The organism is Catenuloplanes japonicus (assembly GCF_000717135.1).
In the GTDB taxonomy this organism is placed as follows: domain Bacteria; phylum Actinomycetota; class Actinomycetes; order Mycobacteriales; family Micromonosporaceae; genus Catenuloplanes; species Catenuloplanes japonicus.
Window position 1 is genome coordinate 44,044 of record NZ_JNXY01000009.1, and the last position, 25,019, is coordinate 69,062.

Annotated in this window: 22 protein-coding genes and 1 pseudogene; 19 read left to right on the plus strand and 4 right to left on the minus strand. The window is 71.3% G+C overall.

Features of this window, described 5'->3' with window-relative positions; all coding sequences use genetic code 11:
* Nucleotide 1 precedes the first annotated feature (1 nt).
* Nucleotides 2-664 carry a TetR/AcrR family transcriptional regulator gene (locus OP04_RS15160; RefSeq protein ID WP_198153836.1) on the minus strand — a complete coding sequence of 221 codons (663 nt, stop codon included), beginning with the start codon at nucleotides 662-664 and terminating at the stop codon, nucleotides 2-4.
* Between the two features lie 109 nt (nucleotides 665-773).
* Here OP04_RS15160 and OP04_RS15165 point away from each other — a divergent pair, with 109 nt between their 5' ends.
* The 16 genes and pseudogenes from OP04_RS15165 (at nucleotide 774) to OP04_RS15240 (ending at nucleotide 20,273) form a co-directional block, all read left to right on the plus strand.
* The gene (locus OP04_RS15165; protein WP_033340324.1) at nucleotides 774-1,208 is read left to right on the plus strand and encodes a MarR family winged helix-turn-helix transcriptional regulator; all 435 of its coding nucleotides are present in this window, start codon (nucleotides 774-776) and stop codon (nucleotides 1,206-1,208) included.
* 20 nt (nucleotides 1,209-1,228) lie between these two features.
* Entirely contained in the window at nucleotides 1,229-2,818 is a 1,590-nt protein-coding gene (locus OP04_RS15170; RefSeq protein WP_033340325.1) for an MDR family MFS transporter, read from the plus strand.
* Between the two features lie 208 nt (nucleotides 2,819-3,026).
* Nucleotides 3,027-4,520 (plus strand): GMC family oxidoreductase, encoded by a 1,494-nt coding sequence (locus tag OP04_RS56445; protein WP_085066484.1) that lies wholly within the window; start codon nucleotides 3,027-3,029, stop codon nucleotides 4,518-4,520.
* 10 nt (nucleotides 4,521-4,530) lie between these two features.
* Nucleotides 4,531-5,553: pseudogene (locus OP04_RS15180) on the plus strand (quaternary amine ABC transporter ATP-binding protein); the annotation flags it as partial.
* Between the two features lie 206 nt (nucleotides 5,554-5,759).
* Nucleotides 5,760-7,736 carry an ABC transporter permease gene (locus tag OP04_RS15185; RefSeq protein ID WP_051797947.1) on the plus strand — a complete coding sequence of 659 codons (1,977 nt, stop codon included), beginning with the start codon at nucleotides 5,760-5,762 and terminating at the stop codon, nucleotides 7,734-7,736.
* A gap of 19 nt (nucleotides 7,737-7,755) precedes the next feature.
* On the plus strand, nucleotides 7,756-8,757 hold the full coding sequence (locus tag OP04_RS15190; RefSeq protein WP_051797950.1) for an ABC transporter substrate-binding protein: 1,002 nt from the start codon (nucleotides 7,756-7,758) through the stop codon (nucleotides 8,755-8,757).
* A 106-nt stretch (nucleotides 8,758-8,863) separates the two neighbouring features.
* Nucleotides 8,864-11,221, plus strand: a complete 2,358-nt coding sequence (locus OP04_RS15195; protein WP_033340328.1) for a GcvT family protein — start codon at nucleotides 8,864-8,866, stop codon at nucleotides 11,219-11,221.
* A 36-nt stretch (nucleotides 11,222-11,257) separates the two neighbouring features.
* Entirely contained in the window at nucleotides 11,258-12,394 is a 1,137-nt protein-coding gene (solA, locus tag OP04_RS15200; RefSeq protein WP_033340329.1) for an N-methyl-L-tryptophan oxidase, read from the plus strand.
* A 42-nt stretch (nucleotides 12,395-12,436) separates the two neighbouring features.
* Nucleotides 12,437-13,561: an aromatic ring-hydroxylating oxygenase subunit alpha gene (locus OP04_RS15205; protein WP_033340330.1), complete on the plus strand. Its 1,125-nt coding sequence runs from the start codon at nucleotides 12,437-12,439 to the stop codon at nucleotides 13,559-13,561.
* A 188-nt stretch (nucleotides 13,562-13,749) separates the two neighbouring features.
* Nucleotides 13,750-16,221, plus strand: coding sequence for a sensor histidine kinase (locus OP04_RS15210; RefSeq protein WP_051797952.1), 2,472 nt, complete (start codon nucleotides 13,750-13,752; stop codon nucleotides 16,219-16,221).
* Nucleotides 16,218-16,643, plus strand: a complete 426-nt coding sequence (locus tag OP04_RS15215) for a roadblock/LC7 domain-containing protein (protein ID WP_033340331.1) — start codon at nucleotides 16,218-16,220, stop codon at nucleotides 16,641-16,643. The genes OP04_RS15210 and OP04_RS15215 overlap by 4 nt, the downstream gene beginning before the upstream one ends.
* On the plus strand, nucleotides 16,640-17,122 hold the full coding sequence (locus OP04_RS15220; protein WP_232323599.1) for a DUF742 domain-containing protein: 483 nt from the start codon (nucleotides 16,640-16,642) through the stop codon (nucleotides 17,120-17,122). The genes OP04_RS15215 and OP04_RS15220 overlap by 4 nt, the downstream gene beginning before the upstream one ends.
* The gene (locus OP04_RS15225) at nucleotides 17,106-17,702 is read left to right on the plus strand and encodes a GTP-binding protein (protein ID WP_033340332.1); all 597 of its coding nucleotides are present in this window, start codon (nucleotides 17,106-17,108) and stop codon (nucleotides 17,700-17,702) included. Before OP04_RS15220 ends, OP04_RS15225 begins: the two co-directional genes overlap by 17 nt.
* Nucleotides 17,703-18,158: 456 nt before the next feature.
* Nucleotides 18,159-18,398 (plus strand): TlpA family protein disulfide reductase, encoded by a 240-nt coding sequence (locus OP04_RS55625; RefSeq protein ID WP_232323600.1) that lies wholly within the window; start codon nucleotides 18,159-18,161, stop codon nucleotides 18,396-18,398.
* Between the two features lie 3 nt (nucleotides 18,399-18,401).
* The gene (locus OP04_RS15235; protein WP_033340333.1) at nucleotides 18,402-19,232 is read left to right on the plus strand and encodes a cytochrome c biogenesis CcdA family protein; all 831 of its coding nucleotides are present in this window, start codon (nucleotides 18,402-18,404) and stop codon (nucleotides 19,230-19,232) included.
* Nucleotides 19,233-19,283: 51 nt separating this feature from the next.
* Nucleotides 19,284-20,273 carry a terpene synthase family protein gene (locus OP04_RS15240; RefSeq protein ID WP_033340334.1) on the plus strand — a complete coding sequence of 330 codons (990 nt, stop codon included), beginning with the start codon at nucleotides 19,284-19,286 and terminating at the stop codon, nucleotides 20,271-20,273.
* Nucleotides 20,274-20,306: 33 nt separating this feature from the next.
* Here OP04_RS15240 and OP04_RS15245 read toward each other — a convergent pair whose 3' ends face one another.
* On the minus strand, nucleotides 20,307-20,936 hold the full coding sequence (locus OP04_RS15245; protein WP_033340335.1) for a maleylpyruvate isomerase N-terminal domain-containing protein: 630 nt from the start codon (nucleotides 20,934-20,936) through the stop codon (nucleotides 20,307-20,309).
* A gap of 76 nt (nucleotides 20,937-21,012) precedes the next feature.
* Between OP04_RS15245 and OP04_RS15250 the strand changes: the two genes are divergently transcribed.
* Nucleotides 21,013-22,227, plus strand: a complete 1,215-nt coding sequence (locus OP04_RS15250; RefSeq protein WP_033340336.1) for an EAL and HDOD domain-containing protein — start codon at nucleotides 21,013-21,015, stop codon at nucleotides 22,225-22,227.
* A 7-nt stretch (nucleotides 22,228-22,234) separates the two neighbouring features.
* Here OP04_RS15250 and OP04_RS15255 read toward each other — a convergent pair whose 3' ends face one another.
* Entirely contained in the window at nucleotides 22,235-22,492 is a 258-nt protein-coding gene (locus OP04_RS15255; RefSeq protein ID WP_033340337.1) for a Txe/YoeB family addiction module toxin, read from the minus strand.
* Nucleotides 22,489-22,800: a type II toxin-antitoxin system Phd/YefM family antitoxin gene (locus tag OP04_RS15260; RefSeq protein ID WP_051797954.1), complete on the minus strand. Its 312-nt coding sequence runs from the start codon at nucleotides 22,798-22,800 to the stop codon at nucleotides 22,489-22,491. Before OP04_RS15260 ends, OP04_RS15255 begins: the two co-directional genes overlap by 4 nt.
* A 93-nt stretch (nucleotides 22,801-22,893) precedes the next feature.
* On the opposite strand from OP04_RS15260, the gene OP04_RS15265 reads away from it, so the two are divergent.
* Both OP04_RS15265 and OP04_RS15270 read left to right on the plus strand, forming a co-directional pair.
* Complete coding sequence (locus OP04_RS15265; protein WP_033340630.1) at nucleotides 22,894-23,511, plus strand: ABC transporter ATP-binding protein; 618 nt, start codon at nucleotides 22,894-22,896, stop codon at nucleotides 23,509-23,511.
* A complete protein-coding gene (locus OP04_RS15270) occupies nucleotides 23,508-24,926 on the plus strand; it encodes a DUF6297 family protein (RefSeq protein ID WP_033340338.1) in 1,419 nt (472 codons plus the stop codon). The genes OP04_RS15265 and OP04_RS15270 overlap by 4 nt, the downstream gene beginning before the upstream one ends.
* The last annotated feature ends 93 nt before the right edge of the window (nucleotides 24,927-25,019 follow it).

Sequence of the window (25,019 nt, forward strand, 5' to 3'; positions counted from 1 at the left end):
CTTAGTCGTCGAAGGCGGGGCGGAGGATGTGGAGCGCCTCGTCGACCAGGTCGGGCAGGGGAGTGGCGCCGTCCTCCTCGATCCACTGGGCGGTGGCGACGCGGACCGCGGTGAGGCAGGTGCCGGCCAGCAGGTGGGCGCGCAGTGCGGGGGTGGCGCCGCGGGCCACGAACTCCGCGGTCAGCTCCCGTTCCAGCTCGGCGAAGATCGCGCCCTGGCTGACGATCAGGGAGGGTTGTTTGCGCAGCACCCGGAGCTGGGCGGTGACGCCGGGGCCGCGTGCGCCGAACGTATCGCGCAGGGAGCGCATGGTCTCGCGCATGGCGGTCCACGGGGTCTCGGCGGCCGGGCGGGACCTGATCGTGTCCAGGAAGTCGCGCATGCGGGCCCGGTCGCCGTAGAGCAGCGCCTCCTCCTTGCCGGAGAAGTAGTTGGAGAACGTTCGCCGGGACACGTCGGCCGCGTCCGCGATCGCCTCGACCGTCACGCCGGCCAGCCCGTCGCGGAGGACCAGCCGCAGCGCGGCCTCGTGCAACGCCTGCCGCGTCGCGATCTTCTTCCGCTCCCGGAGTCCGCCCGGAGCGCCGCCGGACGCGCCGCCCCGGACACCGGTCGACATGCCGGTCGGAGCGCCGGAGGAGAGGGCGGACGGCTGCGGATCCATGGCGCAGATCCTAGCCAGACCTGTGATCTGCTTCCCAATGGGCAAACTTGCGCAATGGGCAACTTAGGTGAAAGCTTGTATGTGCCAATCACATGAGGGAGCGGTCGAGATGGAGACCGAACTGATCCGCAGGCTGCAGGAACAGCAGCGGGTGCTGCGCCTGGCCAAGCAGATCCGGCCCACTGACGGCGTACCCCCGGGGCTCGTGGGTCTGATGGCGGAGATCAGTGGCGCGGAATGCCACTCGAAGGAGCTGGCCGCGCGCACCTACCTCGACCCGTCGACCGTCAGCCGTGCGGTCGCGCACCTGGTCACGCTCGGCTTCGTGGCGCGCACGCCGGATCCGGAGGACCGCCGGGCCAGCGTGCTGACCGTGACGCCGCTCGGGCGGGAGGCGCTGGTCGAGATGCACGCCTGGTACGGCCGGGTCGCCACCGAGGCGCTGCGCGACTGGACCCCCGTGGAGATCGACGACTTCACCACCATGCTCGCCCGCTTCTCGCGGGACATGACCACGTATCTGTCCAAGGAGGACGCGCGATGAGCGCCCAAGCCCCCGGTGCGATGAGCACCGCAGCCTCTGCTCCGCCCGCGGAGCCCGCGGCGGCCATGAGCCACCGCCAGATCCTGGAGGCGCTCAGCGGTCTGCTGCTGGCGCTCTTCGTCGCGATGCTCAGCGCCACGATCGTGTCGAACGCGCTGCCGCAGATCATCGGCGCGCTCAACGGCACGCAGACGCAGTACACCTGGGTGGTCACGGCGACGCTGCTCACGTCCACGGTCACCACCCCGATCTGGGGCAAGCTGGCGGACCTGGTGAGCAAGAAGACGCTGATCCAGGTCTCGATCGTCATCTTCGTGCTCGGCTCGATCGTGAGCGGCTTCGCGCAGGACACGCCGCAGCTGATCGCGGCGCGCGCGTTCATGGGCATCGGCGTCGGTGGCCTCCAGGCGCTGGTGCAGGTCGCGATCGCGGCGATGATCCCGCCGCGGGAGCGCGGGCGGTACAACGGCTACCTCGGCGGCGTGATGGCGCTGGCCACGGTGGGCGGGCCGCTGATCGGCGGCGTGATCGTGGACACCGACTGGCTGGGCTGGCGCTGGTGCTTCTTCGCCGGCATCCCGTTCGCGCTGGTCTCGCTGTTCCTGCTGCAGGCCACGCTGAAGCTGCCGGTGATCAAGCGCGACGACGTGAAGATCGACTACCTGGGTGCGTCGCTGATCGCGGCCGGCGTGAGCGTCATCCTGATCTGGATCTCGTTCGTGGACGACTCGTTCGCCTGGGTCTCCTGGCAGACCGGCGCGATGGTCGGCGCCGGCCTGGTGCTGCTCGCGCTGGCGGTCTGGGTCGAGTCGCGGGTCAAGGAGCCGATCGTCCCGCTGAACATCGTGCGGCAGCGCACGCCGGCGCTCTCCATCCTGGCCAGCCTCGCGGTCGGCATGGCGATGTTCGGCGGCGCGGTCTTCCTGGGGCAATACTTCCAGATCGGGCGCGGGTACAGCCCGACCGAGGCCGGTCTGCTCACCATCCCGATGATGGCCGGCGTGCTGGTCTCGTCGATCGTCGCGGGCCGCATGATCACCAAGAGCGGCAACGTCAAGCCCTACATCCTCACCGGTACGGTCGTGCTGGTGCTCGGCTTCCTGGCGCTGTCCACGATCGACCACCAGACCTCGCTGTACCTGGTCGGCGGCGCGATGCTGCTGGTCGGCTCCGGCGTCGGCCTCTCCATGCAGAACCTGATCCTGGCCGTCCAGAACGACGTGCCGCTCAAGGACATCGGCGCGGCCAGCGCCACGGTCACGTTCTTCCGCTCGCTCGGCGGCACGATCGGCGTCTCCGTGCTCGGCGCGGTGCTGGCCCGCCGCGTCACCGACTCGATCACCCGCGACCTGACCGCGGCCGGCATCCCGGCCGGTGGCGACGGCGGCACCAGCGCGCTGAACCTGGCCGCACTGCCGCCGCAGATCCAGGACATCGTGCGGGCCGCCTACGGCGACGCGACCGGCCACATCTTCCTGATCTCGGCCGCGATCGGCGTGATCGGCATCCTGGCCGCGGTGTTCCTCAAGCCGACGAAGCTCCGGTCCAGCCTGGACCTGGGCGAGAAGCTGGAGGTCGCCGAGGGCGCGCAGCCGGTGGCCAAGGTCTGAGAATCACCCGAAGGCGGCCCCGCGACCACCCGGTCGCGGGGCCGTCTCGTTTCCATACGGTAAAAGTCGTCGATATTTGTTGACGGTTTCCGGCTCGCCCCTCGAAGCTGTTGCGACATAGGCGCAGCGTTGTGCGATCAGCAACAGACACCCTCACGGATCGAGGTGTTTTGTGGCAGGTTCCGACGACTTATCCGACATTTTCGATGTGGTCATCGTGGGCGGCGGCACGGCCGGCTCCGTGATCGCCGGACGGCTGAGCGAGGACCCGGACCTCCGGGTGTGCCTGATCGAGGGCGGCCCCAGCGACGTCGGCGACGCGCGCATCCTCCGCCTGCGGAACTGGATCAACCTGCTCGAGTCGGAGTTCGACTACGACTACGGCATGGTGCCGCAGCCGCGTGGGAACTCGCACATCCGGCATTCCCGCGCCAAGGTGCTCGGTGGCTGCTCCTCGCACAACACGATGATCAGCTTCCTGCCGCCGCCGGCCGACTTCGCGGACTGGGTCGCGGCCGGCGCCGAGGGCTGGGGCTACGCGGACATGCTGCCCTACTGGGAGCGGCTCGCGATCCACATCGAACCGGTCGCGGAAGCCCACCGCAATGGCCTGAGCAGGGCCTTCGTGGAGTCGGCGGCGGCCGCCACCGGCGTACCCGTGCACAAGAACTTCAATGACGCCCCGTTCGCGGACGGCACCGGCTTCTTCCCGGTCGGCTACCACGCGGCCACCGGGCTGCGCAGCTCCGCCTCCGTCGCCTACCTGCACCCTCACCTCGGGCGTCCCAACCTGACGATCCGCACCTCGACCTGGGCCTACAAGCTAGATCAAGATCAAGATCAGATCACGGGGGTACGGGTAGAGCACGCCGACGGCACGCACGGTGTCATCCGCGCGACCCGTGAATACGTGCTGGCCGCCGGCGCGATCGACACACCCCGCCTGCTGCTGCTCTCGGGCATCGGGCCCGCGGCCGACCTCGAGAAGCTCGGCATCGAGGTGGCGATCGACCTGCCCGGCGTCGGCGAGCACCTGCTCGACCACCCGGAGTCGCTGATCCTCTGGGAGGCGTCCCGCCCGGTCCCGGCGAACAGCGCGATGGACTCCGACGCCGGTCTCTTCATCCGCCGGGATCCGTCCACCGACCGCCCGGACCTGATGTTCCACCTCTACCAGATCCCGTTCACGTTCAACACGGAACGGCTCGGCTACGACGTGCCCGCGCACGGCTTCGGCATGACGCCGAACGTGCCGCGCCCGCGCTCCGTCGGCCGGATGTGGCTGCACGACGCGGACCCGGCCACCAAGCCCGCGCTGGACTTCCGCTACTTCACCGACCCGGACGGGTACGACGAGCGGACCGTCGTGGACGGGCTGCGGCTGGCCCGCGAGGTCGCCGCGAACGGCCCGTTCAAGGACTGGATCGCCCGGGAGATCGCGCCCGGACCGGCGCTGACCACGGACGCGGAGCTCTCCGCGTACGGCAGGGCCGTGCACCACACGGTCTACCACCCGGCCGGCACCTGCCGGATGGGCGCGCCGGACGACCCGCTCGCCGTGGTCGGCCCGGACCTGCGGCTGCGCGGCACCACGAACGCGCGCATCGCGGACGCCTCGATCTTCCCCACCATGACCAGCGTCAACCCGATGGTCATGGTGCTGCTGGCCGGGGAACGCGCGGCCGACCTGATCCGTCCCTGAAGGAGCCCGGATGACCGGCGACGCGGCAATATCCGTACAGCACCTGTGGAAGATCTTCGGCCGCGGCGCGGAGAAGCACGTGGGCAGCACGCTGTCCCGGGCCGAGCTGCGGGAACGGCACGGCTGCCTGGTCGCGGTGCGGGACGTGGGCTTCACGGTCGCGCCCGGCGAGGTCTTCGTGGTGATGGGACTGTCCGGCAGCGGCAAGTCCACGCTGGTCCGCTGCCTGACCCGGCTGATCGAACCGACCGGCGGCGAGGTGCGCATCGGCGGCGAGGTCGTCACCGGGATGGGCCGCAAGGCGTTGCTGCACCTGCGGCGGCACGAGGTCGCGATGGTGTTCCAGCACTTCGGGCTGCTGCCGCACCGGCGGGTGATCGACAACATCGCCTACGGGCTGGAGATCCAGGGCGTCGGCCGCGCGGACCGGCACCGGCGCGCCGGCGAGGTGCTCGGCCTGGTCGGGCTGGACGGGTACGCGGCCAGTTACCCCGACCAGCTCTCCGGCGGCATGCAGCAGCGCGTCGGCCTGGCGCGTGCGCTCGCCACCGACCCGGGCGTGCTGCTCTTCGACGAGCCGTTCAGCGCGCTCGACCCGCTGATCCGCCGCGACATGCAGGCCGAGGTCACCCGCCTGCACCGGGAGATCGGCAAGACGATGGTCTTCATCACGCACGACCTCTCCGAGGCGCTCAAACTCGGCGACCGGATCGCGGTGATGCGCGACGGCGCGCTGGTCCAGGTCGGCACGCCGGAGGAACTGGTCGGCGCGCCCGCGGACGACTACGTGACGGACTTCGTCCGCGACGTCTCCCGCGCCGACGTGCTCACCTGCCGCTGGATCGCCCGCCCGCCCGCACCGGACGAGCCGCGCGACGGCCCGTCGGTCCCCGGCACCACCGTGATCCGCGACGCGGTGGAGACCGTGCTCCGCGCGGACCGCCCGGTCCTGGTCACCGACGGCGACACGCTGCTCGGCGTCATCGACCGCGACGCGGTCCTGACCGTCCTGATCGGATCGCCCGCCGCGGCCTCGGCTCCGGCGAGCCCGGCTCCCGCGGTGGGCGCGAATCCCGCCTCTGACGTGGAGCCGGCGGAGGCCGTGGAGCCGGCCGCCGCCACCGGGGAGCATGCCGCGCCCGCGAATCCCGCCCCCGGCACGGAACCGGCTGTGCCGTCCTCTGCCGGGAAGGCCGTCGCGGGGGACACGACGGCGGGGAAGTCCGCGGAGGCGGTGGCGTGACCGCGATTCCGGCGCCGTCGTCCCGGATCGCCTGGCGGCCGGGGCGGGGAACGCTGTTCGCCGCGTTCGTGGTGCTGCTGATCGCCGGTTACGCGCTGCTGCGCGGCCGGGCGACGCTGCCGCACGACGGCGACGCGGGCGCGTTCCGCGTCTTCACCGGCCTGCGTGACTGGGTCGACGACAACCGGGACGTCAACCCGGTCTTCCTGTTCGTGGTGAACTACCTGCGGTTCGGCGTGTCGTTGCTGGTCGGTGGCGTGCAGTCGCTGCTGACCGGGCTCGGCTGGGTCGGGCTGACCGCGGTCGCGGGCGCGCTCGCGGGCGTGCTGGCCGGGTGGCGGATCGCGGTGCTGACCGGGGCCGGGTTCCTGTCGTTCGGCGTGCTCGGGCTGTGGGAGGAGAGCGTCGACACGCTGTCGCTGACGCTGTCCGCGGTGCTGCTGGCCGTGCTGATCGGGTTGCCGCTCGGTGTGCTGTCCGCGCGCAGCGACGCGGTCCGGGCCGTGCTCGACCCGGTGCTGGACGTCATGCAGATCATGCCCGCGTTCGCGTACCTGGCGCCGATGACCCTGTTGTTCCTGATCGGCGAGCCCGCGTCCGTGCTGGCCACGCTGATCTACGCGATCCCGCCCGCGATCCGGATCAGCGCGCTCGGCCTGCGCGGCGTCTCCGCGACCACGGTCGAGGCCGCCACCTCGATCGGTGCCACGCGCTGGCAGGTGCTGCGCGGCGTGCAGCTCCCGATGGCCCGGCGCGCGATCGTGCTCGCGGTCAACCAGACGATCATGATGGCACTGTCCATGGTGGTGGTGACCGCGCTGATCGACGCGCCCGGCCTGGGCCAGGTGATCATCCGCGCGCTGGAACGCGTCAACGTGGGCCTGGCGTTCGACGCGGGCGTGGCCATCGTGGTGATGGCGATCGTGCTGGACCGGATCACCTCCCGCGCCGCCGACCGCGCGGACACCACCCATCATCAGGCACGCCGCGTGGCAGACCAGGGCGGTGCGGCATGGCGCGGCGCTCTCGGCGGCCGGCGGCTGTCGTGGGCGCTCGCCGCCCTGACCGCGCTGGCCGGCGCGCTGGTCAACGGCGGCGGCGAGTTCCCGGAGGCGGTGCGCTGGTCGTTCGCGCCGGCGGTGAACGACGTGGTCGGCTGGATCGAGCTGCATCTCTACCCGGTCACCGACGCGATCAAGAACGTGCTCACCGCGGGCGTGCTCAACCCGCTGCAGCAGGTGCTCACCGAGTCGCCGTTCTGGCTGGTCATGGCCGCGGTGCTCGGGGTCGGGCTGATGGTCAGCGGGGTCCGGGCCGCGCTCGTCGCGGTCGGCGCGCTGACCGGGATCGCGCTGCTCGGGCTGTGGCAGCATGCGATGGAGACGCTGGCGACCGTGCTGCTCGCGACCGTGCTGACGCTGCTGGCCGGCGTGGCGCTCGGCGTCTGGACCGCGCGCAGCGACCTGGCGGGCCGGGTGCTGCGGCCGGTGCTGGACGCGGCGCAGACCATGCCGTCGTTCGTCTACCTGCTGCCCGCGGTCGCGCTCTTCGGCGCCAGCCGGTTCACCGCGATCGCGGCATCGGTGATCTACGCGGTCCCGCCGGTGGTGCGGCTGGTCGAGCGCGGCATCCGGGACGTGCCGGACACCGTGGTCGAGGCCGCCGCGTCCGCCGGGTCCACGCCCGCGCAGCTGCTCCGGAAGGTGCAGCTGCCGGTGGCCCGGCCCGCGCTGCTGCTGGCCGCGAACCAGGGGATCGTGATGGTCCTGGCCATGGTCGTGGTCGGCGGGCTGGTCGGCGCGGGCGCGCTCGGATACGACGTGGTCGCCGGCTTCGCGCAGCGGTCCGACTTCGGCAAGGGCTTCGCGGCCGGGCTCGCGATCGTGCTGCTCGGCGTGCTCCTCGACCGCCTCACGCAGGGTGCCGGCCGCCGACGCGACACGGCCGTCACCACCGTCACCCCCACCGCGTAACAGGAGAGAGGTCCTTTCCATGCGCCAGCCGGAAGCCAGCCGATCAGAGGGCACCCGATCAGTAACCAGCCGATCAGAAAGAGGCCGATCAGCCGCCGCCGCGGCCGTTGTCGCCGTGCTCACGCTGACCGCCTGCGGGGGCGTCACGTCCGGTGCCGGGGACGAGAAGGCCAAGGGCACCGTCAACATCGCGATCAACGCCTGGGTCGGGTACGAGGCGAACGCCGCGGTCATCACGCACCTGCTGGAGGAGGAGCTGGGCTACACGGTCGAGGAGAAGAGCCTCAAGGAGGAGGTCGCCTGGCAGGGCTTCGAGACCGGCGAGGTCGACGTGATCGTGGAGAACTGGGGCCACGACGACCTGAAGAAGACCTACATCGACGAGAAGAAGGTCGCGGTCACCGTGGGCCCGACCGGCAACCAGGGCGTGATCGGCTGGTACGTCCCGCAGTGGATGGCCGACAAGTACCCGGACATCACGGACGGCGCGAACCTGAACAGGTACGCGGACCTGTTCAAGACGTCCGAGTCCGGCGACAAGGGCCAGCTGCTCGACGGCGACCCGTCGTTCGTCACGAACGACGAGGCGCTGGTGACGAACCTGAACCTGAACTACAAGGTGGTCTACTCCGGCAGCGAGGCCGCGCTGATCAAGGCGGCGCAGCAGGCGACCGCGCAGCAGAAGCCGCTGCTCTTCTACTTCTACGAGCCGCAGTGGCTGTTCTCGCAGGAGAAGTACGTGCGGGTGAAGCTGCCGGCCTGGACCGAGGGCTGCGACGCGGACCCCGCCAAGGTCAACTGCGACTACCCGGACTACGTGCTCGACAAGATCGCGTCCAAGAAGTTCCAGGACACCGGCGGCGACGCGTACACGCTGGTCAAGAACTTCTCCTGGACGAACGAGGACCAGAACCTGGTCGCGGACTACATCACGAACCAGGGAATGAGCGCGGACGACGCGGCCGCGAAGTGGGTCAAGGAGCACGAGTCGACCTGGAAGCCCTGGATCCCGGCGAGCTAGAGCAGGCAACTGTGGGTGCTGAGTTATTCACTCAGCACCCACATGGGAAGAATCTGTTGCGTATCACGCACCCGGAAGCATCAAATGAGACAGCGGAGGTGGGCCCATGCCACGGGTGGTCATCATCGGGGCCGGCATCGTCGGCTGTGCGCTCGCCGAGGAGCTGACCCGGCGCGGCTGGACCGACGTGACCGTGCTGGAGCGCGGCCCGCTCTTCGCGGCCGGCGGCTCCAGCTCACACGCGCCCGGCCTGGTCTTCCAGACGAACCCGTCGAAGACCATGGCCGAGATGGCGCGGTACACGGTCACGAAATATGCGGAAATAGGGGCGTTCGAGCGGACCGGTGGGCTGGAGGTGGCCACCACCGAGGCGCGGGACGCGGAGCTCACGCGACGGCACGGGTTCGCCACGGCCTGGGGCATCGAGGCCCGATTGATCACCAGCGACGAGGCCGTGACGCTGTTTCCGCTGCTCGACGCCGCGAAAGTCCGGAGTGCGCTGCACATCCCCGGCGACGGCCTGGTGCGCGCGGTCGCGGCCGGGGAGACGCAGGCCCGACTGGCGATGGATCTCGGCGCCCGATTCGTACCCCGGCAACGGGTTGTCGGTATTGATCAGCAGCACGGCAGGGTGACCGGGGTGCGCACCGCGGACGGCACGACCTGGCCCGCGGACGTGGTGGTCTCCTGCGCCGGTTTCTGGGGCCCGGAGGTCGGCGCGCTGGCGGGTCAGCCGGTGCCGCTGCTGCCGATGGCCCACCAGTACGCGCGGACCGGCCCGGTGACGCTGCCGCCCGGCCTGCCCATCCTCCGCCACCAGGACCGTGACCTGTACTTCCGCGGCTACGGCGACCACCTCGGCATCGGCTCCTACAGCCACCGGCCGATGCCGGTCACGTTCGATCAGACCGAGACCACGCCCGAGTCGATGCCGTCCATGCTGCCGTTCACACCGGCGGACTTCGCGCCCGCGTTCGAGGGCGCAAGGGAGCTCCTGCCCGGCATTCCCGACACAAGAGATGGCTTCAACGGCGTCTTCTCGTTCACCGCGGACGGGTTCCCGCTGCTCGGCGAGTCGCGGGAGGTACGCGGGTTCTGGCTGGCCGAGGCGATCTGGGTGACGCACTCGGCCGGCGCGGCCCGCGTGGTCGCGGAGTGGCTGGTCGACGGCCGCCCGAGCCTGGACCTGCACGAGGCCGACCTGCACCGCTTCGAGGAGGCGCAGCTCGCGCCGGATTACGTGGCCGAGCGCAGCGCGCAGAGCTTCGTCGAGGTCTACGACATCATCCACCCGCTGGACCCGCCCGCGAAGGCCCGCCCGCTCCGGGTGAGCCCGTTCCACCAGCGGCAACGCGAGCTGGGCGCGGTGTTCCTGGAGACGTCCGGCTGGGAGCGGCCGCAGTGGTACGAGGCGAACAGGAGTCTGCCCCGCCCGGAGCTGCCGGAGCGGGACGAGTGGTCCGCACGGTTCTGGTCGCCGATCGCGGCCGCGGAGGCGCGTGCGGCCCGGGAGTCGGTCGCGCTGTTCGACATGACCGCGCTCAAGCGGCTCGCGGTCACCGGACCCGGCGCGGCCGCCTACCTGAACGCGATGACCAGCAACAACGTGGACCGGGCGGTCGGCGCGGTCACCTACACGCTGATGCTCGACCGGGCCGGCGGCATCCGCAGCGACCTCACGGTGGCCCGGCTGGCCGAGGACCGCTTCCAGGTCGGCGCGAACGGCAACCTCGACCTCGACCACCTGGCCCGGCACGCGCCGCCGGACGTGCGCGTCGACGATCTCACGCCCGGGACCTGCTGCCTCGGTCTGTGGGGGCCGCGGGCGCGCGAGCTGGCCGCGACGCTCACCGGCGACGACCTGAGCTTCGGCTACTTCCGGGCGCGGCGCGCGCACCTGGGCGGCGTGCCGGTCACCATGCTGCGCGTCTCCTACGTCGGCGAGTCCGGCTGGGAGCTCTACACCGGCGCGGACCTGGGACTGCGGCTGTGGGACGTGCTGTGGCGCGCGGGGGAGCGGTTCGGGCTGGTCGCGGCCGGGCGGAGCGCGTTCACCAGCCTGCGCCTGGAGAAGGGCTACCGCGCCTGGGGCGTGGACATGACCACGGAACACGACCCCTACGAGGCCGGTCTCGGCTTCGCGGTCAAGCCCGGCGACTACGTGGGCGCCGATGCGCTGGCCGGAAGGGAGAACCCGGCACGCCGCCTGACCTGCCTGCTGATCGACGGCGACCAGGTCGTGATGGGCAAGGAGCCGGTCTTCGCGGGCGGCGCTCCGGTCGGCTACGTCACCAGCGCGGCCTGGGGTTACACGATCGGCCGCTCGATCGCCTACGCCTGGCTGCCCGCGTCGGTGAGCGTTCCCGGCACTGCGGTGGAGATCGGCTACTTCGGCGCGAAAGTCCCGGCCACAGTCGCTGTCGAGCCGCTTTTCGACCCGAAAGGCTCCAGAGTCCGCGTGTAAAGATCAAGATCCTTCGTGGGTACGAGAGGACCGCGCATGCCTGCTTACGACGTGATCGTGCTGGGACTCGGTGGAATGGGCAGTTCGGCCGCCTACCACCTGGCCGCCCGGGGGCAACGGGTGCTCGGGCTGGAGAAGTTCGGACCGGCACACGACCAGGGGGCCAGCCACGGCGGCTCCCGGATCACCCGCCAGTCCTACTTCGAGGACCCGGCGTACGTACCGCTGCTGCTCAATGCCTATGAGCTCTGGGAGCGGCTGGCCCGGGACTCCGGCGCGGACGTGATCACGCTGACCGGCGGCCTGATGATCGGCCCGCCGGGCAGCCGCACCGTGGCCGGTTCCCGGCGCAGCGCGGAGCAGTGGGGCCTCGCGCACGAGATGCTCGATGCGACCGAGCTGCGCCGGCGCTTCCCGACGCTGGACCCGGGCCCGGACGACGTGGCGCTCTACGAGGCGAAGGCCGGCCTGGTGCGCCCGGAGGAGACGGTCGGCGCACACCTGGCGCTGGCCGCGAAGGCCGGCGCGGAGCTGCGCTTCGGCGAGCCCGCGGTGGCCTGGGAGGCGACCGCGACCGGCGTACGGGTGACCACGGAGACCGGCGTGTACGAGGCCGGGCACCTGGTCGTCGCGCCCGGCGCGTGGGCGCCGCGCATGCTGGCCGACCTGGGCGTGCCGCTGGTGGTGGAGCGGCAGGTGCAGTACTGGTTCGCGCCGCGCGCGCCGATCGCGGACTTCGGGCCGGACCGGCACCCGATCTGGATCTGGGAGGACCCGGACGGCACGCAGATCTACGGCTTCCCGGCGCTGGACGGGCCGGACGGCGGCGTGAAGGTCGCATTCTTCCGCCGGGGGCAGGAGTGCACGCCGGACACGATCGACCGCGAGGTGCACGCCGACGAGATCGCGCGCGTCGCGGAGCACCTGGGCCGGGTGCTGCCGGGCGCTCCCGGGCGGTTCCTGCGCGCGAAGACCTGCATGTATACGAACACGCCGGACGAGCACTTCGTGGTCGCGTCGCACCCGCAGCACGCGACCGTCACGGTGGCCTGCGGGTTCTCCGGGCACGGCTTCAAGTTCGTGCCCGTGGTCGGCGAGATCCTGGCAGACCTGGCCACCACCGGCACCACAAGCCACCCGATCGGGTTGTTCGACCCGAAAAGGGCGTTCTGACCCCGTACCCCCGCATGATTGTGACCTTGAAGGGGTTTGCCGATGTCGATCGTGAGCCTGCCGCCGAGTCTCCAGCCGACGCTGCCCGGACGCCTCTACGCGGATCCGGAGATCTTCGCGCGGGAACAGGCGGACATCTTCGAGACGATGTGGTTCTGCGTGGTCCGGTCCGGCGAGATCGGACGGCCGGGCCAGTTCCGGACCGTGACCGTGGGGCGGGAGAGCGTGCTGGTCACGCGGTCCCGCGACGGGGCGGCACGCGCGTTCCTGAACGTGTGCCGGCACCGCGGCGCGACGCTGTGCACGGAGGCGTCCGGCGAGGTCAAGCGCACGTTCCGGTGTCCCTACCACGCGTGGTCCTACGACCTGGACGGCCGGCTCGCGGCCGCGCCGAACCTGGTGAAGATGCCGGACATCGACCGCACGGAGTACGGCCTGGTGAAGGTGGCCGTGCGCGAGTGGCTCGGCTACGTCTGGGTGTGCCTGGCGGACACGCCGCCGTCGTTCGAGGAGGACGTGGTCGGCGCCTGCACGGAACGGCTCGGCGACGCGGAGAAGATCGGCAACTACCAGATCGCGGACCTCGCGGTCGGCCGCCGCATCACCTACGACGTGCGGGCGAACTGGAAGCTGATCATCGAGAACTTCATGGAGTGCTACCACTGCGCGACCATCCACCCGGAGCTGGTCGACGTGCTGCCGGAGTTCTCCCGGGGGTACGCGGCGCAGTCGTTCGTCGGGCACGGCGCGGAGTTCGGGCCCGGCATCGAGGGCTTCACGGTCGACGGGAGCGCGGGCCTGGACCGGATCCCGACCGTGGACGAGGGCCAGGACCGGCGGTACTTCGCCGTCACCATCAAGCCGCAGGTCTTCATCAACCTGGTGCCGGACCACGTCATCCTGCACCGGATGTTCCCGCTCGCGGTCGACCGCACCGTGGTCGAGTGCGACTGGCTGTACCTGCCGCACGTGGTCGGCGAGGGCCGTGACGTGAGCCGTTCGGTGGAGCTGTTCGACCGGGTGAACCGGCAGGACTTCGACGCGTGTGAGCGCTGCCAGCCCGCGATGTCGTCCCGGGCGTACGCGGCCGGCGGCGTACTGGTTCCGAGCGAACATCACATAACGGAGTTTCACGACTGGGTGGCGCGTAAACTCAACTCTGAGTGACGAATCAATTACTGGCGGTTCGCAGCTCGAAAGCCTGAAATGGGCTCGCGCATACCTAAGAGACGCGCGATTCCTGTCGAACTGCAACCCAGGCCACCTAGACCGCCACAGCTGATGCGGCCCGGTCATGTACCGGGAGGTAGCCGATGTCCGCGTCTGCTATTTGGAGGTCGGTGTTGAGTGCAGCCGTGCAACGCACATCGCGGCTGAGCGGGTTTCTCAGGCCTGGTCGCGGATCGGGTACCACGCCGGGGCAGAAGCTCCGGCAGGGCCGCCCGATCCGCCAGCGCCTTGCCGTCCTTCTGGCGGTCCCGCTCGCCGGTGTTCTTGCCCTTCTCGGAGTCGTCGTCATCGGCGAGGTCCGGGACTACAACGACGCCCGGGAGACCACCCGGGCGGTCACGCTCGCGGTCGGCGTGCAGCAGCTGGTACAGGCGCTGCAGGACGAACGTGGCGTCACCGTCGGTCTGCTGACCGGCAACCAGCAGGTCGCGGAACGGCTGGCGCCGGCGCGCGAGGCGGTCGACGCCCGGATGCGCGACGTGACCAACCTGCTCGGTAACGACGACGTCGACAACCGGATCCGGACCACGGTCAACGGACTCGGGACGCTGAACACGATCCGCGGGCAGGTGGACGCGCGTTCGATCAAGCTGAACAGCGCGATCGTCTTCTTCACCGACCGGATCACCTCGTTCAACACGATCGACTTCGCGCTCGACCGGTTGAACGACCAGTCGCTGCGGCGCAGTGTGGCCGTGCTGGACTCGCTCAGCGCGCTGAAGGAGGCCACCTCCCAGGAGGCCGCCATCCTCAACGAGGTGTTCCTGCGCGGCACGTTCGAGCTCAACGGCGTCAGCGACTACCTGGACTACGCCGCGCTCGTCGCCCGTAAGGACGCGGCCGTCAACGAGTTCGCCGGACAGGCCACCCAGGCCCAGCGCGACGAGCTCGCCCGCGTGCTGGACACCGGCTCGGCCCGGACCGTCGAGCGCTTCGAGGGCATCGCGGACACCTCGGCCGACGGCCGGGAGATCTTCGCGGACACCCAGCTCTTCTCGTCCGCGATGACCACCCTGCTGAACGGCACCACCGGGATCCAGGGGACCACGGCCACCTCGATCCAGGACCGTGCCTCCGAGCTGCAGGCCGCCGCCGTCAACCAGATCATCCTGCTCCTCGTGATCGTCGTCGCCTGTATCGCCGGCGCCATCGTGCTGCTGATCCTGGCGTCCCGGTCGATCACCCGGCCGCTGGACGCGCTGGCCCACGAGGCCGACCACATCGCGGAGATCCGGCTGCCGCAGGCCGTGGCGATCGCCCAGGAGCTGTCGCCGGACGAGGAGCGGCCACCGCTCACGCCGGTCCGGCTGGCCCGCGGCGCGTCGTCCGAGATCCGGTCCGTGGCGGATGCGTTCGACCACGTGCAGGCCACCGCGTACGCGCTCGCCACCGAGCAGGCGCTGCTGCGGAAGTCGACCACGGAGTCGCTGGCCAACCTCGGCCGCCGCAACCAGAACCTGCTCCGCCGCCAGCTGGGCTTCATCACCACGCTGGAGCGGGAGGAGACGGACCCGTCCGCGCTCGCCAACCTGTTCGAGCTGGACCACCTGGCCACCCGCATGCGACGGAACGCGGAGAGCCTCCTGGTTCTCGTCGGCTCGTCCAGCCCGCGCCAGTGGTCGGCCCCGCTGCCGATCGCGGACGTCATCCGCGCCGCGGTCTCCGAGGTCGAGGAGTACCGGCGGGTCTCGTTCCGCCGGATCGACGACGCGTTCATCGCCGGCGCGGTGGTCAGCGGCCTCGCACACATGCTGGCCGAGCTGATCGAGAACGGCCTGACGTTCTCCCCGCCGGACTCGGACGTGGAGATCCAGGGCCGCCGCGTCGGCGACCAGTACCTGATCGCGATCGTCGACCAGGGCGTCGGCATGACCGACCAGGACATCGAGATCGCGAACGCGCGTCTCCGCGGTGAGGGCGACTTCATCACGGCCCCGGCCCGCTACCTCGGCCACTACGTGGTCGGTCAGCTGGCCCGGGACATGGGCGCGGAGGTCAAGCTGGCGTCCTCGCCGGTCACCGGCGTCACCGCCCGCGTGCTGCTGCCGGTGAGCGTGCTCGCCACGGCCAGCGGCGGACGGGAGACCCCGGCGCCGGAGCGTCCGGCCTCGATCCCGGTCTTCCCGGACCTGGCGAACACCACGCCGCCCGGATCGCCCGAGGTCAGCCGGCCGCTGGTCAGCTCCGGGGCACCCACCCACTCGCCGGACGCGCCGTTCCTGGCGATCGGCGGCCGGGTCAAGCCCAGCGTGGTCGAGTACCTGACCGTGCCGCCGTCCCCGGAGGTCGTGGCCGCGGAGGCCGCCGCCGAGGCGGTCGCGGAGCAGGCGTCACCGCGTCCCCGGAACATCGAGACCGGCGAGGTGGAGCACACCCGCAACGGGCTCCGCAAGCGCGCGGCCCGTCCGGTCAAGGCCGAGGCCCCCGAGGCCCCGGCGGCAGCCGCCGCGCCGGCCGCACCCGCGGCCGCGGTCGACTCCTCGCCCGGTGAGATCCGCAACCGGCTCACGGCACTGCGGGCAGGCATGCAGCGCGGACAGACCGATGTCCGCACCAACGATCACAACGGCACCGAAGGCGGAGGTAGCAGCGCATGAGCGTCGACACTCAGACCGACAGGCACCAGTTCAACTGGCTCCTCGGCAACTTCGTGCACCAGACGGACGGCGTCAAGGACGCGGTCGCCGTCTCCTCCGACGGGCTGCTGATCGCCGCCTCGGACGGGCTGAACCGGACCGAGGCGGACCACCTGGCCGCGATCGTGTCCAGCATGGCCAGCCTGGCCCGGAGCGCGTCGAAGAAGTACGAGTTCGAGGGCCTCAAGCTCATCATGATCGAGATGAAGCGCGGGTTCCTGCTGGTCTCCGTCATCACCGGCGGCAGCGTGCTCGGCGTGGTGGCCACCGGCGACAGCGACATCGGCCTGATCGGGTACGAGATCTCCATGCTCACCGACCGGTTCGGCTCGCTGCTCACCCCGGCCCTGATCGCGGAATCCCGACGTCACCTGGGCCTGTGACCAGCGATCCCGAGTCCGGACTGCGGATGCCGGATCCGCGCATGTTCCCGAACTGGCAGCAGCAACAGAAGCAGGCCGAACGGGACCGGACAGACGATCACTCCGGCAGGCACGCGGCGGACGGGAACGGCGGGCCTTCCGGGCCCTCCGAGCCGGAAGACCCGATCATCCGGCCGTTCCTGGTGACTGGCGGCCGGACCCGGCCGCTCGCGGACAACCTCCGCATCGAGACGCTGCTCTTCGCACTGCCGGCGGCGCTCTCCGCGCCGCTGCGGTTCGAGGCGGAGCGAATAGTCCAGATCTGCCAGCAGCCGATGTCCCTCGCGGACGTGGCCGCCGCGCTGCGCACACCGCTCGGCGTGACTCGTGTGCTGGTCGGAGACCTGATTGCTGAGAAGTACATCCAGGTCTCCGAGCAGCAGGACGAGCTTTCCATTGAGCTGATCGAGAGGATTCGGGATCGTGTACGCGCCCTCTAGCCGCCTGACGTCACCGATTTCGGTGAAAATCGTGGTGAGCGGCGGCTTCGGCGTCGGGAAGACCACTTTCGTGAGTGCGATTTCCGAGATCGAGCCCCTGGTCACCGAGGCCGAGATGACCGAGCGGTCGATCGGCGTCGACGACACGTCGCAGGTCGCGGCCAAGACCACCACCACGGTGGCCCTGGACTTCGGCCGCATCACCCTCGACGAGTCGCTGGTCCTCTACCTGTTCGGCACGCCCGGACAGGACCGGTTCGCGTTCCTCTGGGACGACCTGGTCGACGGCGCGCTCGGCGCCGTGGTCCTGGTCGACACGCGACGCATCGAGGACTGCTTCCCGGCCCTGGACTACTTCGAGGAACACAACATCCCGTTCCTGCTCGGGGTGAACGTGTTCGACCGGATCAACCGGTTCGACATGGGCGAGATCCGGGAGGCGCTCGGCGTGGCCGACCACGTACCGGTCGTCGAGTGCGACGCCCGGTCCCGCGAGTCGGTCAAGAGCATCCTGGTCTCGCTGATCGAACAGGTGCTCGCGGCCCGCCTCGGACGAGGCCGGGCGATGGCCACCCGCTGATCCGTCCGTGACGCAGTCCGGCCGGCGTGCTCGATGGTGAGCGCGCCGGCCGGATCGCGTGGTGAACCGGATGGCCGGTGCTCGCCGTACCTCATGGTGCAGCGGGTATCCGGCGACATCTTGGGGGCGGCATGCGGGCACGGCGGTTGACGGCGTTGGTCATGGGAGCCGCGCTGCTGGCGCTGAGCGCGTGCGTGTCACCACCGGAGTCGTGGGTCGAGGCGGCACCGGTCCCTTCCGCTCCTGCTTCTACCGCCTCGTCACCCTCGTCTGCGCCCGAGCCCGAGCCCACGGGCCCGGTGCCGGAGCTGCTGAGCTTCACCGGCACCACGCTGGACGGCAAGACGTTCGACGGCGCGTCGCTGGCGCACAAGCCGGCCGTGCTCTGGTTCTGGGCGCCCTGGTGCGCGACCTGCGCCAGCCAGGGCTGGGCCGTCGCCGAGCTACGCGGACCGGGTGCCGATCATCGGCGTCGCCGGGCTCAGCACGGACACGGCCGCGATGAACAAATTCGTCACACAGTACGAGGTCGGCGTGATCCCGCAGATCAACGACGGCGCCGGTGAGCTGTGGAAGCGCTTCGAGGTCACCCGGCAGTCCTACTACGTCATGATCGACGCCTCCGGCGAGGTCGTGCACAAGGGCTGGCTCGACGACCAGGACCTGGTCGGCTGGCTCGACAAGCTGGCGGCCTGAGCCGTGCTGCTGTTCGCGCTCACCGCGGGGATGCTGGCGGCGTTCAACCCGTGCGGGTTCGCGATGCTGCCCGCGTACCTCTCCGTGCTCGTCGCCTCGTCCGACGAGGGCGGCCGGTTCCGTGCCGCGGGCCGTGCGCTCACCTCCACGCTGGCCATGACCGCCGGGTTCGTGGCCGTGTTCGGCGCGCTCGGGCTGGCGCTGGCCCCGGCCGCGAGCTGGCTGCAGCCGCGACTGCCCTGGCTCACGCTCGCGTCCGGCGCGGTGCTGGCCGTGCTCGGCGTGCTGATGGCGTCCGGGCGGAAGCTGCCGAGCCTGCCGATGCTGCGGCGCGCACCCGGGCTCACCCGGTCGCTGCCGTCCATGGCGCTGTTCGGCGTCGCCTACGCGCTCGCGTCCGTGAGCTGCACCATCGCGCCGTTCCTGGCGATCGTGGGCGCCTCGCTCAGCGGCAGCGCGGTCGCGCTGTTCCTCGCCTACGCGGGCGGCATGGCGCTTGTCGTCGGCGTCACCGCGCTCGCGGTCGCGCTGGTCCGCACGTCGCTGCTGTCCCGGGTGCGCCGGGCGAGCGCGGTCGCGCCCCGCGTCGGCGGCGTGCTGCTCGCGATCGCCGGCCTCTACGTCACCTACTACGGCTGGTACGAGCTGCGCGTCATCTACGACGCCCGGTGGGCCGGCGCGGACCCGGTGGTCGAGGCCGCGCTCGGCGTGCAGGAGTCGCTGGTGTCCGTGCTGGAGACGGCCGGCGTGCTGCCGGTCGCCGTCGCGTTCGGCGCGCTGCTGCTGGCCGTGCTGGCGACCGGATTGTTCCGCCGGGCCCGTGCCGATCACTGAGCACCGTTTCTGTGGTAAGACGATGGAAATCGATATTTTCCGGGAGTCTCCTTGCCACAGGGCGTCGTCTTCGACATCCCGTACCCGGCGGCCGACCTCGTGCCGCCCGAGATCGAGAAGGCCGCCGCGGGCACGCTCGACTGGGCGCGTGACCTCGGCCTGATCCGCGGCCAAGCCGCGGCCGACCGGGTCCTCGGCTGGCGGCTCACCGAGCTGGCCGCCCGGTTCAACCCGGCCGCGCACGGCGACGACCTGCAGCTCGCGGCGCACATGCAGTGCTTCCTGTTCCTCTTCGACGACCAGTTCGACGACGAACCGGGCGGGCCGCGCGCGGCCGCGGTCAGGGCGTCCCGGCAACTGCTGACGCTGTTGCACGAGCCACCCGGCACGCTGCCGCCGCATCCGGTGCCGGCCACGCGCGCCTGGGCGGACGTGTGGGAACGCAGCTGCGCCGGGATGTCCGCGGCCTGGCGGGCACGCGCGGCGCAGGACTGGGCCGGATACTTCGCCGGCGTGCTGGTGGAGGAGCTGTTCGGGCCCGCGGGCACGGTCGCGGAACACCTGGAACGGCGGCGGCCGACCGTGGGCGCGTACCCGGTGCTCGACCTGGCCGAGCGGGTGCAGGGCTGCGAGCTGCCGGACGTCGCGTTCCACACGCCGCTGCTGTACCGGCTGCGCGCGCTGGTCGCGGACATCGCCGGGCTCTGCAACGACGTGGCGTCCGTGGAGAAGGAGGAGCGGCGCGGCACCCGGCAGAACGCGGTGCTGGTGCTGGAGGACGCGACCGGGCTCGGGCGGTCGGAGGCGGTCCGGCAGACCGTGCGGACCGTGCACCGGCTGCTCGCGGAGCTGACCGCGCTGGAGGGGCTGATCCCGGCCGCGGCGGTGTCGATCGGGCTCGGTGCGGGCGAGCGCGCGACCGTGGACCGGTACGTGACGCTGGCGCTGCACGCGCTGATCCGCGGCAACTACGACTGGCAGCGGCACACCGCGCGGTACGACCCGGCGGCCCCGGTCGCACCGCCGGAGGATCTGGTGTGATCCGGAGCTCCGGGTCGTACCCCCGGTGTGTTCTCAGATCGCGGCGATCGTGGCGGGAGCGCGCTCGGTGCGGCTGAGCGCGCGCAGCACGGCGAGCGGGCCGTGGCGGCGGATCGCGAGCTCGTGCAGCAGCGACAGCACCGGGTCCAGCACGTCGCGCGGCAGCTCGGGCGTGGGCAGGCCGGCGCTGACCGCGAGATCGTCGACGTGGATCGAGATCTCCAGCATCCGGGTGGTCAGGAAATCCTCGATCGTCAGCGGCCAGCCGGCCCAGGACAGCAGCACCGGACGACCCGCGCGCTCGGTGGGCAGGTACGACGTGAGCTCGGCCAGCGCGTCCCGCGTGCGCGCGGCCAGCACGGCCGGGCCGTCGGCGGCCTCCCCGTCCGCGGTGTCCCGGATGCCGGTGTTCACCGGCGCGTCCAGATCCGCGCCCACCCACGCCGACCGTGTGTAATGCTCCACCAGCGTGATCGGCGCGGCGTCCGGCTCCGGGGCGTGCAGCACCGCGGGCACCGAGGTCACGGCGCGGGCCAGGTGGCCGGCCAGGGCGCCGACCGTCATCCGGTCCAGCGCGCTCGGGCGGTCCCAGGCGGCCGTGATCCGGTCTTCCGCGAGCAGGTCCGCGACCGCGCGGGCGGCGGACAGATAAGAGGCGATCATGGGTAGGTAATATGCCTCACCCCCGCGAACTCCTCAGGACCGCGCCGGGCGGGCCGATCCTCGGCGCGTGAACCCTATGCCGTCGATCACCCAGCGTGTCCATGTCGGCCGCCAGCCGATCTTCGATGCGCGCGGCGTGGTCGTCGCCTATGAGCTGCTGTTCCGCGGCAGCATGGAGGCGGTGGACGCGTCCGCGCGCGATGCGTACGCCACCAGCCAGGTCATGATCAACGTGTTCACCGAGTTCGGCATCGCGGAGGTGGCCGGCGACCGGCTCTGCTTCATCAACCTGACGCGCGAGTTCATCATCGGCAAGGTGCCGCTGCCGTTCGGGCCGGAGAACGTGGTCCTGGAGATCCTGGAGACCGTCGACCCGGACGACGAGGTGGTCGCGGGCGTCACCGCGCTGGTCGAGGCCGGCTACCGGATCGCGCTCGACGACTACGTGCACGGCTCCGGGCACGAACGCCTGCTGCCGCTCGCCTCCTACCTCAAGCTCGACATGCTCGACCTGGACCTGGCGCGGTTCGCCGAGGTGGTCGAGGTGAGCAGGGCGTACCCGGGCATGCAGATCGTGGCGGAGCGCCTGGAGACGCAGGAGCACGTCGCGCTGGCGGACAGCTACGGATTCGAACTGCGCCAGGGGTACGCGCTGAGCCGCCCCCGGGTGATGACCGCGACCAGCCTCTCGCCGTCCCGCCTGCACCGCCTGCAGCTCGTGCCCGCGATCGGCGCGGCCGACATGGACCGCGTGCTCACCATCATCGTCAGCGATCCCGCGCTGGCCCTGCGCGTGCTGCGGGCCAGCAACTCCGCCGCCGCGGGCGCCTCGCACCGCGTCTCGTCGGTACGCCAGGCCGTGGTCCTGCTCGGCCTCGCCCAGATCCGCCGCTGGGCCATGATCATGGCGCTCGGCGACGCCGTCGAGGCCTCGGACGAGCAGCTCACCACCGCGCTGCTGCGCGCCCGCTTCTGCGAGAGCCTGGCCGAGGGCATGCACGCGTCCCCGGACGCCGCGTTCACCGCCGGCCTGATCAGCGGCGTCGCCGAGGTGCTCGGCCTCACCCCCGGCATGCTCGCCGACCGGCTCCCGCTCTCCGACGACGTGCTGGCCGCCCTCACCCACGGCACCGGCGCGCTCGGCGACGTCCTCCGCACCGTGGACGCCTTCTCCCGCGGCGACCTAGACGCCGTGGCCCCGGCCGCCCACAGCACCGACCTCGTCCGCGCCTACGTCGACGGCTGGCGCTGGTCCGTCCGCATGGTCACCGCCACCCGCACCGCCGCCTGACCCGCGGTCACTGGTAGTGGCCCCTGCACCGCACGATCTCGATGCGATCCTGAACGACCCGGTACACGATGCGGTGCTCTTGGGTGATCCGGCGCGACCACCAGCCACTCAGCGGCCCGCGTAGCTGCTCGGGCTTGCCCAGCCCGTCATACGGGTCGCGGGCGATGTCCGTGATCAGCCTGTTTATTCGCCCTAGGACGACCCGGTCGCGGCGCAGCCATTCGGCGTACTGCTCCCAGGCGTCCTCGTGAAACGAGATTTTCACGCGGCGGCTCCGCGCTGCTCCACGCGCGCCGCCGCGAGCGCCGCCAGCTCGTCCAGCTCCTCGACGGTCGTGTGCCGCATGTTCTCTCCGGCCTCGGTCTCCGCGATGGCGTCGAGGAGCGCGCGGGTCTGATCCCGGTCACCCAGAACGAACTCGGTCTCCGTGAGCGAGTCATAGAGCGCCTGCGTGATGATCACGACCGGCTCGTGACCAGCACGGGTGATGGCGACCGGCTCGGCGTCGTCCTCGATGCCGTTGAGGATCGTGGCGAGATTCTTTCGCAGCTCTGTGTAGTGGTAGATCCGCATGAAGTACAGAATCACGTACGCGGAGGACCGGTGTCAACCGTGGGCCAGCGGCTGGTACGGCGGCGCGCGGGGTGATCTGACAGAGTGCTGCTCATGGAGGCGCTGAACGTACGCGGGCTGCGGCGCAGCTTCGGGGACCTGGTGGTGCTGGACGACGTCAGCTTCGTGATCGAGGCGGGGCAGGCCGGCGTCGTGGTCGGGCCGAACGGGTCGGGGAAGACGACGCTGCTGCGCTGCGTGGTGGGCGCGGAACGGCCGGACGACGGGGAGATTACCTCGAAGGGCCGGAAGCTGGACGAGGCCGACCCGTGGACGCGGTCGATCCTGGCCGCGGCGCTGGACGACATCGACTTCTTCCCGGACCTGTCCGTGGCGGAGCACCTGGAGCTGCTGGCGATGGCGCACGGCGGCGGCGGGGACCCGGTCGGCGAGGTGCTGACCGAGCTGGGTCTCGAACGGGCCCGGGACCAGCTGCCCGCGACGCTCTCCAGCGGTCAGCGACGGCGGCTGGCGCTGGCGTCGTGCTTCGTACGGCCGCGGCGGCTGCTGATCCTGGACGAGCCGGAGCAGCGCCTGGACGTGCGCGGTCGCGCCTGGCTGGCCGAGCGCCTGCTGCGGGAGAAGGCGGCCGGCGTGGCCGTGCTGCTGGCCTCGCACGACGCCGAGCTGATCGACGCGGTCACGGACGTGCGGATCGAGATCGGCGCGTGAGCACGGTCCGGGTCCGCGCGGTCCGGTCCCGGCTGCGGGGGCTGCGGCGCCGGCACCACTCGACATCGTTCGGTGACTTCCTCACGGATCTCTACATGTTCGGGCTGCTGGCCGCGCTCTACGGCTGGGCGTTCCTGGACGCGAGCCGCGGCTTCCTGCGCTCGCCGCTGGCCGGCGGCGGCGACCCGGCCGAGCAACGGTGGCTGGTGGTCGCGGCCGTGCTGACCGCGGCCGGTTTCGGCTGGGCCGGGCTGCGCGCGCTGGGCCCGATCTTCGTCGGCCCGGCGCTGCAGTCCTGGGTCGCGAGCACGCCGATCGACCGCCGCGTGCTGCTGCTGCCCCGGTTCACCGGCCTGCTGGCCGGCGCGGCCGCGGTGGTGGCGACGCTCGGCCTCGTTCTGGGGGTGCTGTCAGGCATTGCCGGAGGCGGCGATGGGCTCAGTGCCGGTGGCACGGATGCGGAGACCGCCGACGCCGCGTTGCTCGGCGCCTCGATCGGGCTGCTGGCCGGTGCCGGTTCGGTCACGGCGCAGGGCGTGCGGCGGGCGCGGTGGGCTGCTGACCTGCCCGGACAGGTGTTGCTGGTCGCGGGCGCGGCCACCGCTGCCGCGGTGGTGGCAATGCATTTCACGGGTACGCCGATGGCACGCCCCCGGTTCGGCGTGCCGCTCGCCGTACCGCTGATGGTGTCGGTCGTGGCTCTGGTGCTCGTGGTGTTCGCGGTGCGGGCGTTGCGCCGGGTGGACAAGGCCGTGATGAGCACCGGCGCACAGTTCGCGAGCAGCGCGGCGGCCGCGACCGTGATGCTGGACCCGACGCTGATCGCGGACCTGCTGGAGTCGCGGCGCTGGCGCGCGGTCGGCAGCGTGCGCAGCCGTCCGTTCCGGCCCGGCCCGCTCTGGTGGCCGCTGGTGCAGGCGGAGCTGCGGCGGGCCGTGCGGCGTCGCGGCGCGCTGCTCGGGTGGGCCGCGCTGGTGCTGGTGCAGTACGCGGTCGCGCTCGCGGTGCCCGGCCTGGCCGGACCGGCCCACGTGATCACCGCCTTCCTGGCCGGGGACCGGCTGGCCGGCGGGCTCCGGGCGGTCACCCGCTCGCCGGGCCTGCGCCGCGCGCTCGGTGGTGACGACACCGCGCTGAAGATCGCGCACCTGGCCGTGCCGGTCGTGGCCGCGCTGCTGTTCTTCCTGGTCACCGAGCCGGTCGCGGGCGTGCGGCCGCCCTGGCTGGACGTGACGCTGCTGGCCGGCGTGGCCGGTGCGGTCTACCGGTCCGGCACCCGCCCGGCGCTGGTCTACGACGGCCCGGTGGTCGAGACGCCGTTCGGATTGATCCCGGTCGACCTGCTGCGACAGCTCTGGCGGGGCTGGGACGTGGTCGCGCTGCTCATCATCGTGGATCTGATCGCAACCGCCTGATCGCTGTGCGTGATCATTGTCGTGTGGGTGACGCTGCGGCCGCGTACCCCCGCAAATGCTCATGGGTTTGTATGCTGGGCCGGGGCGAAGGGC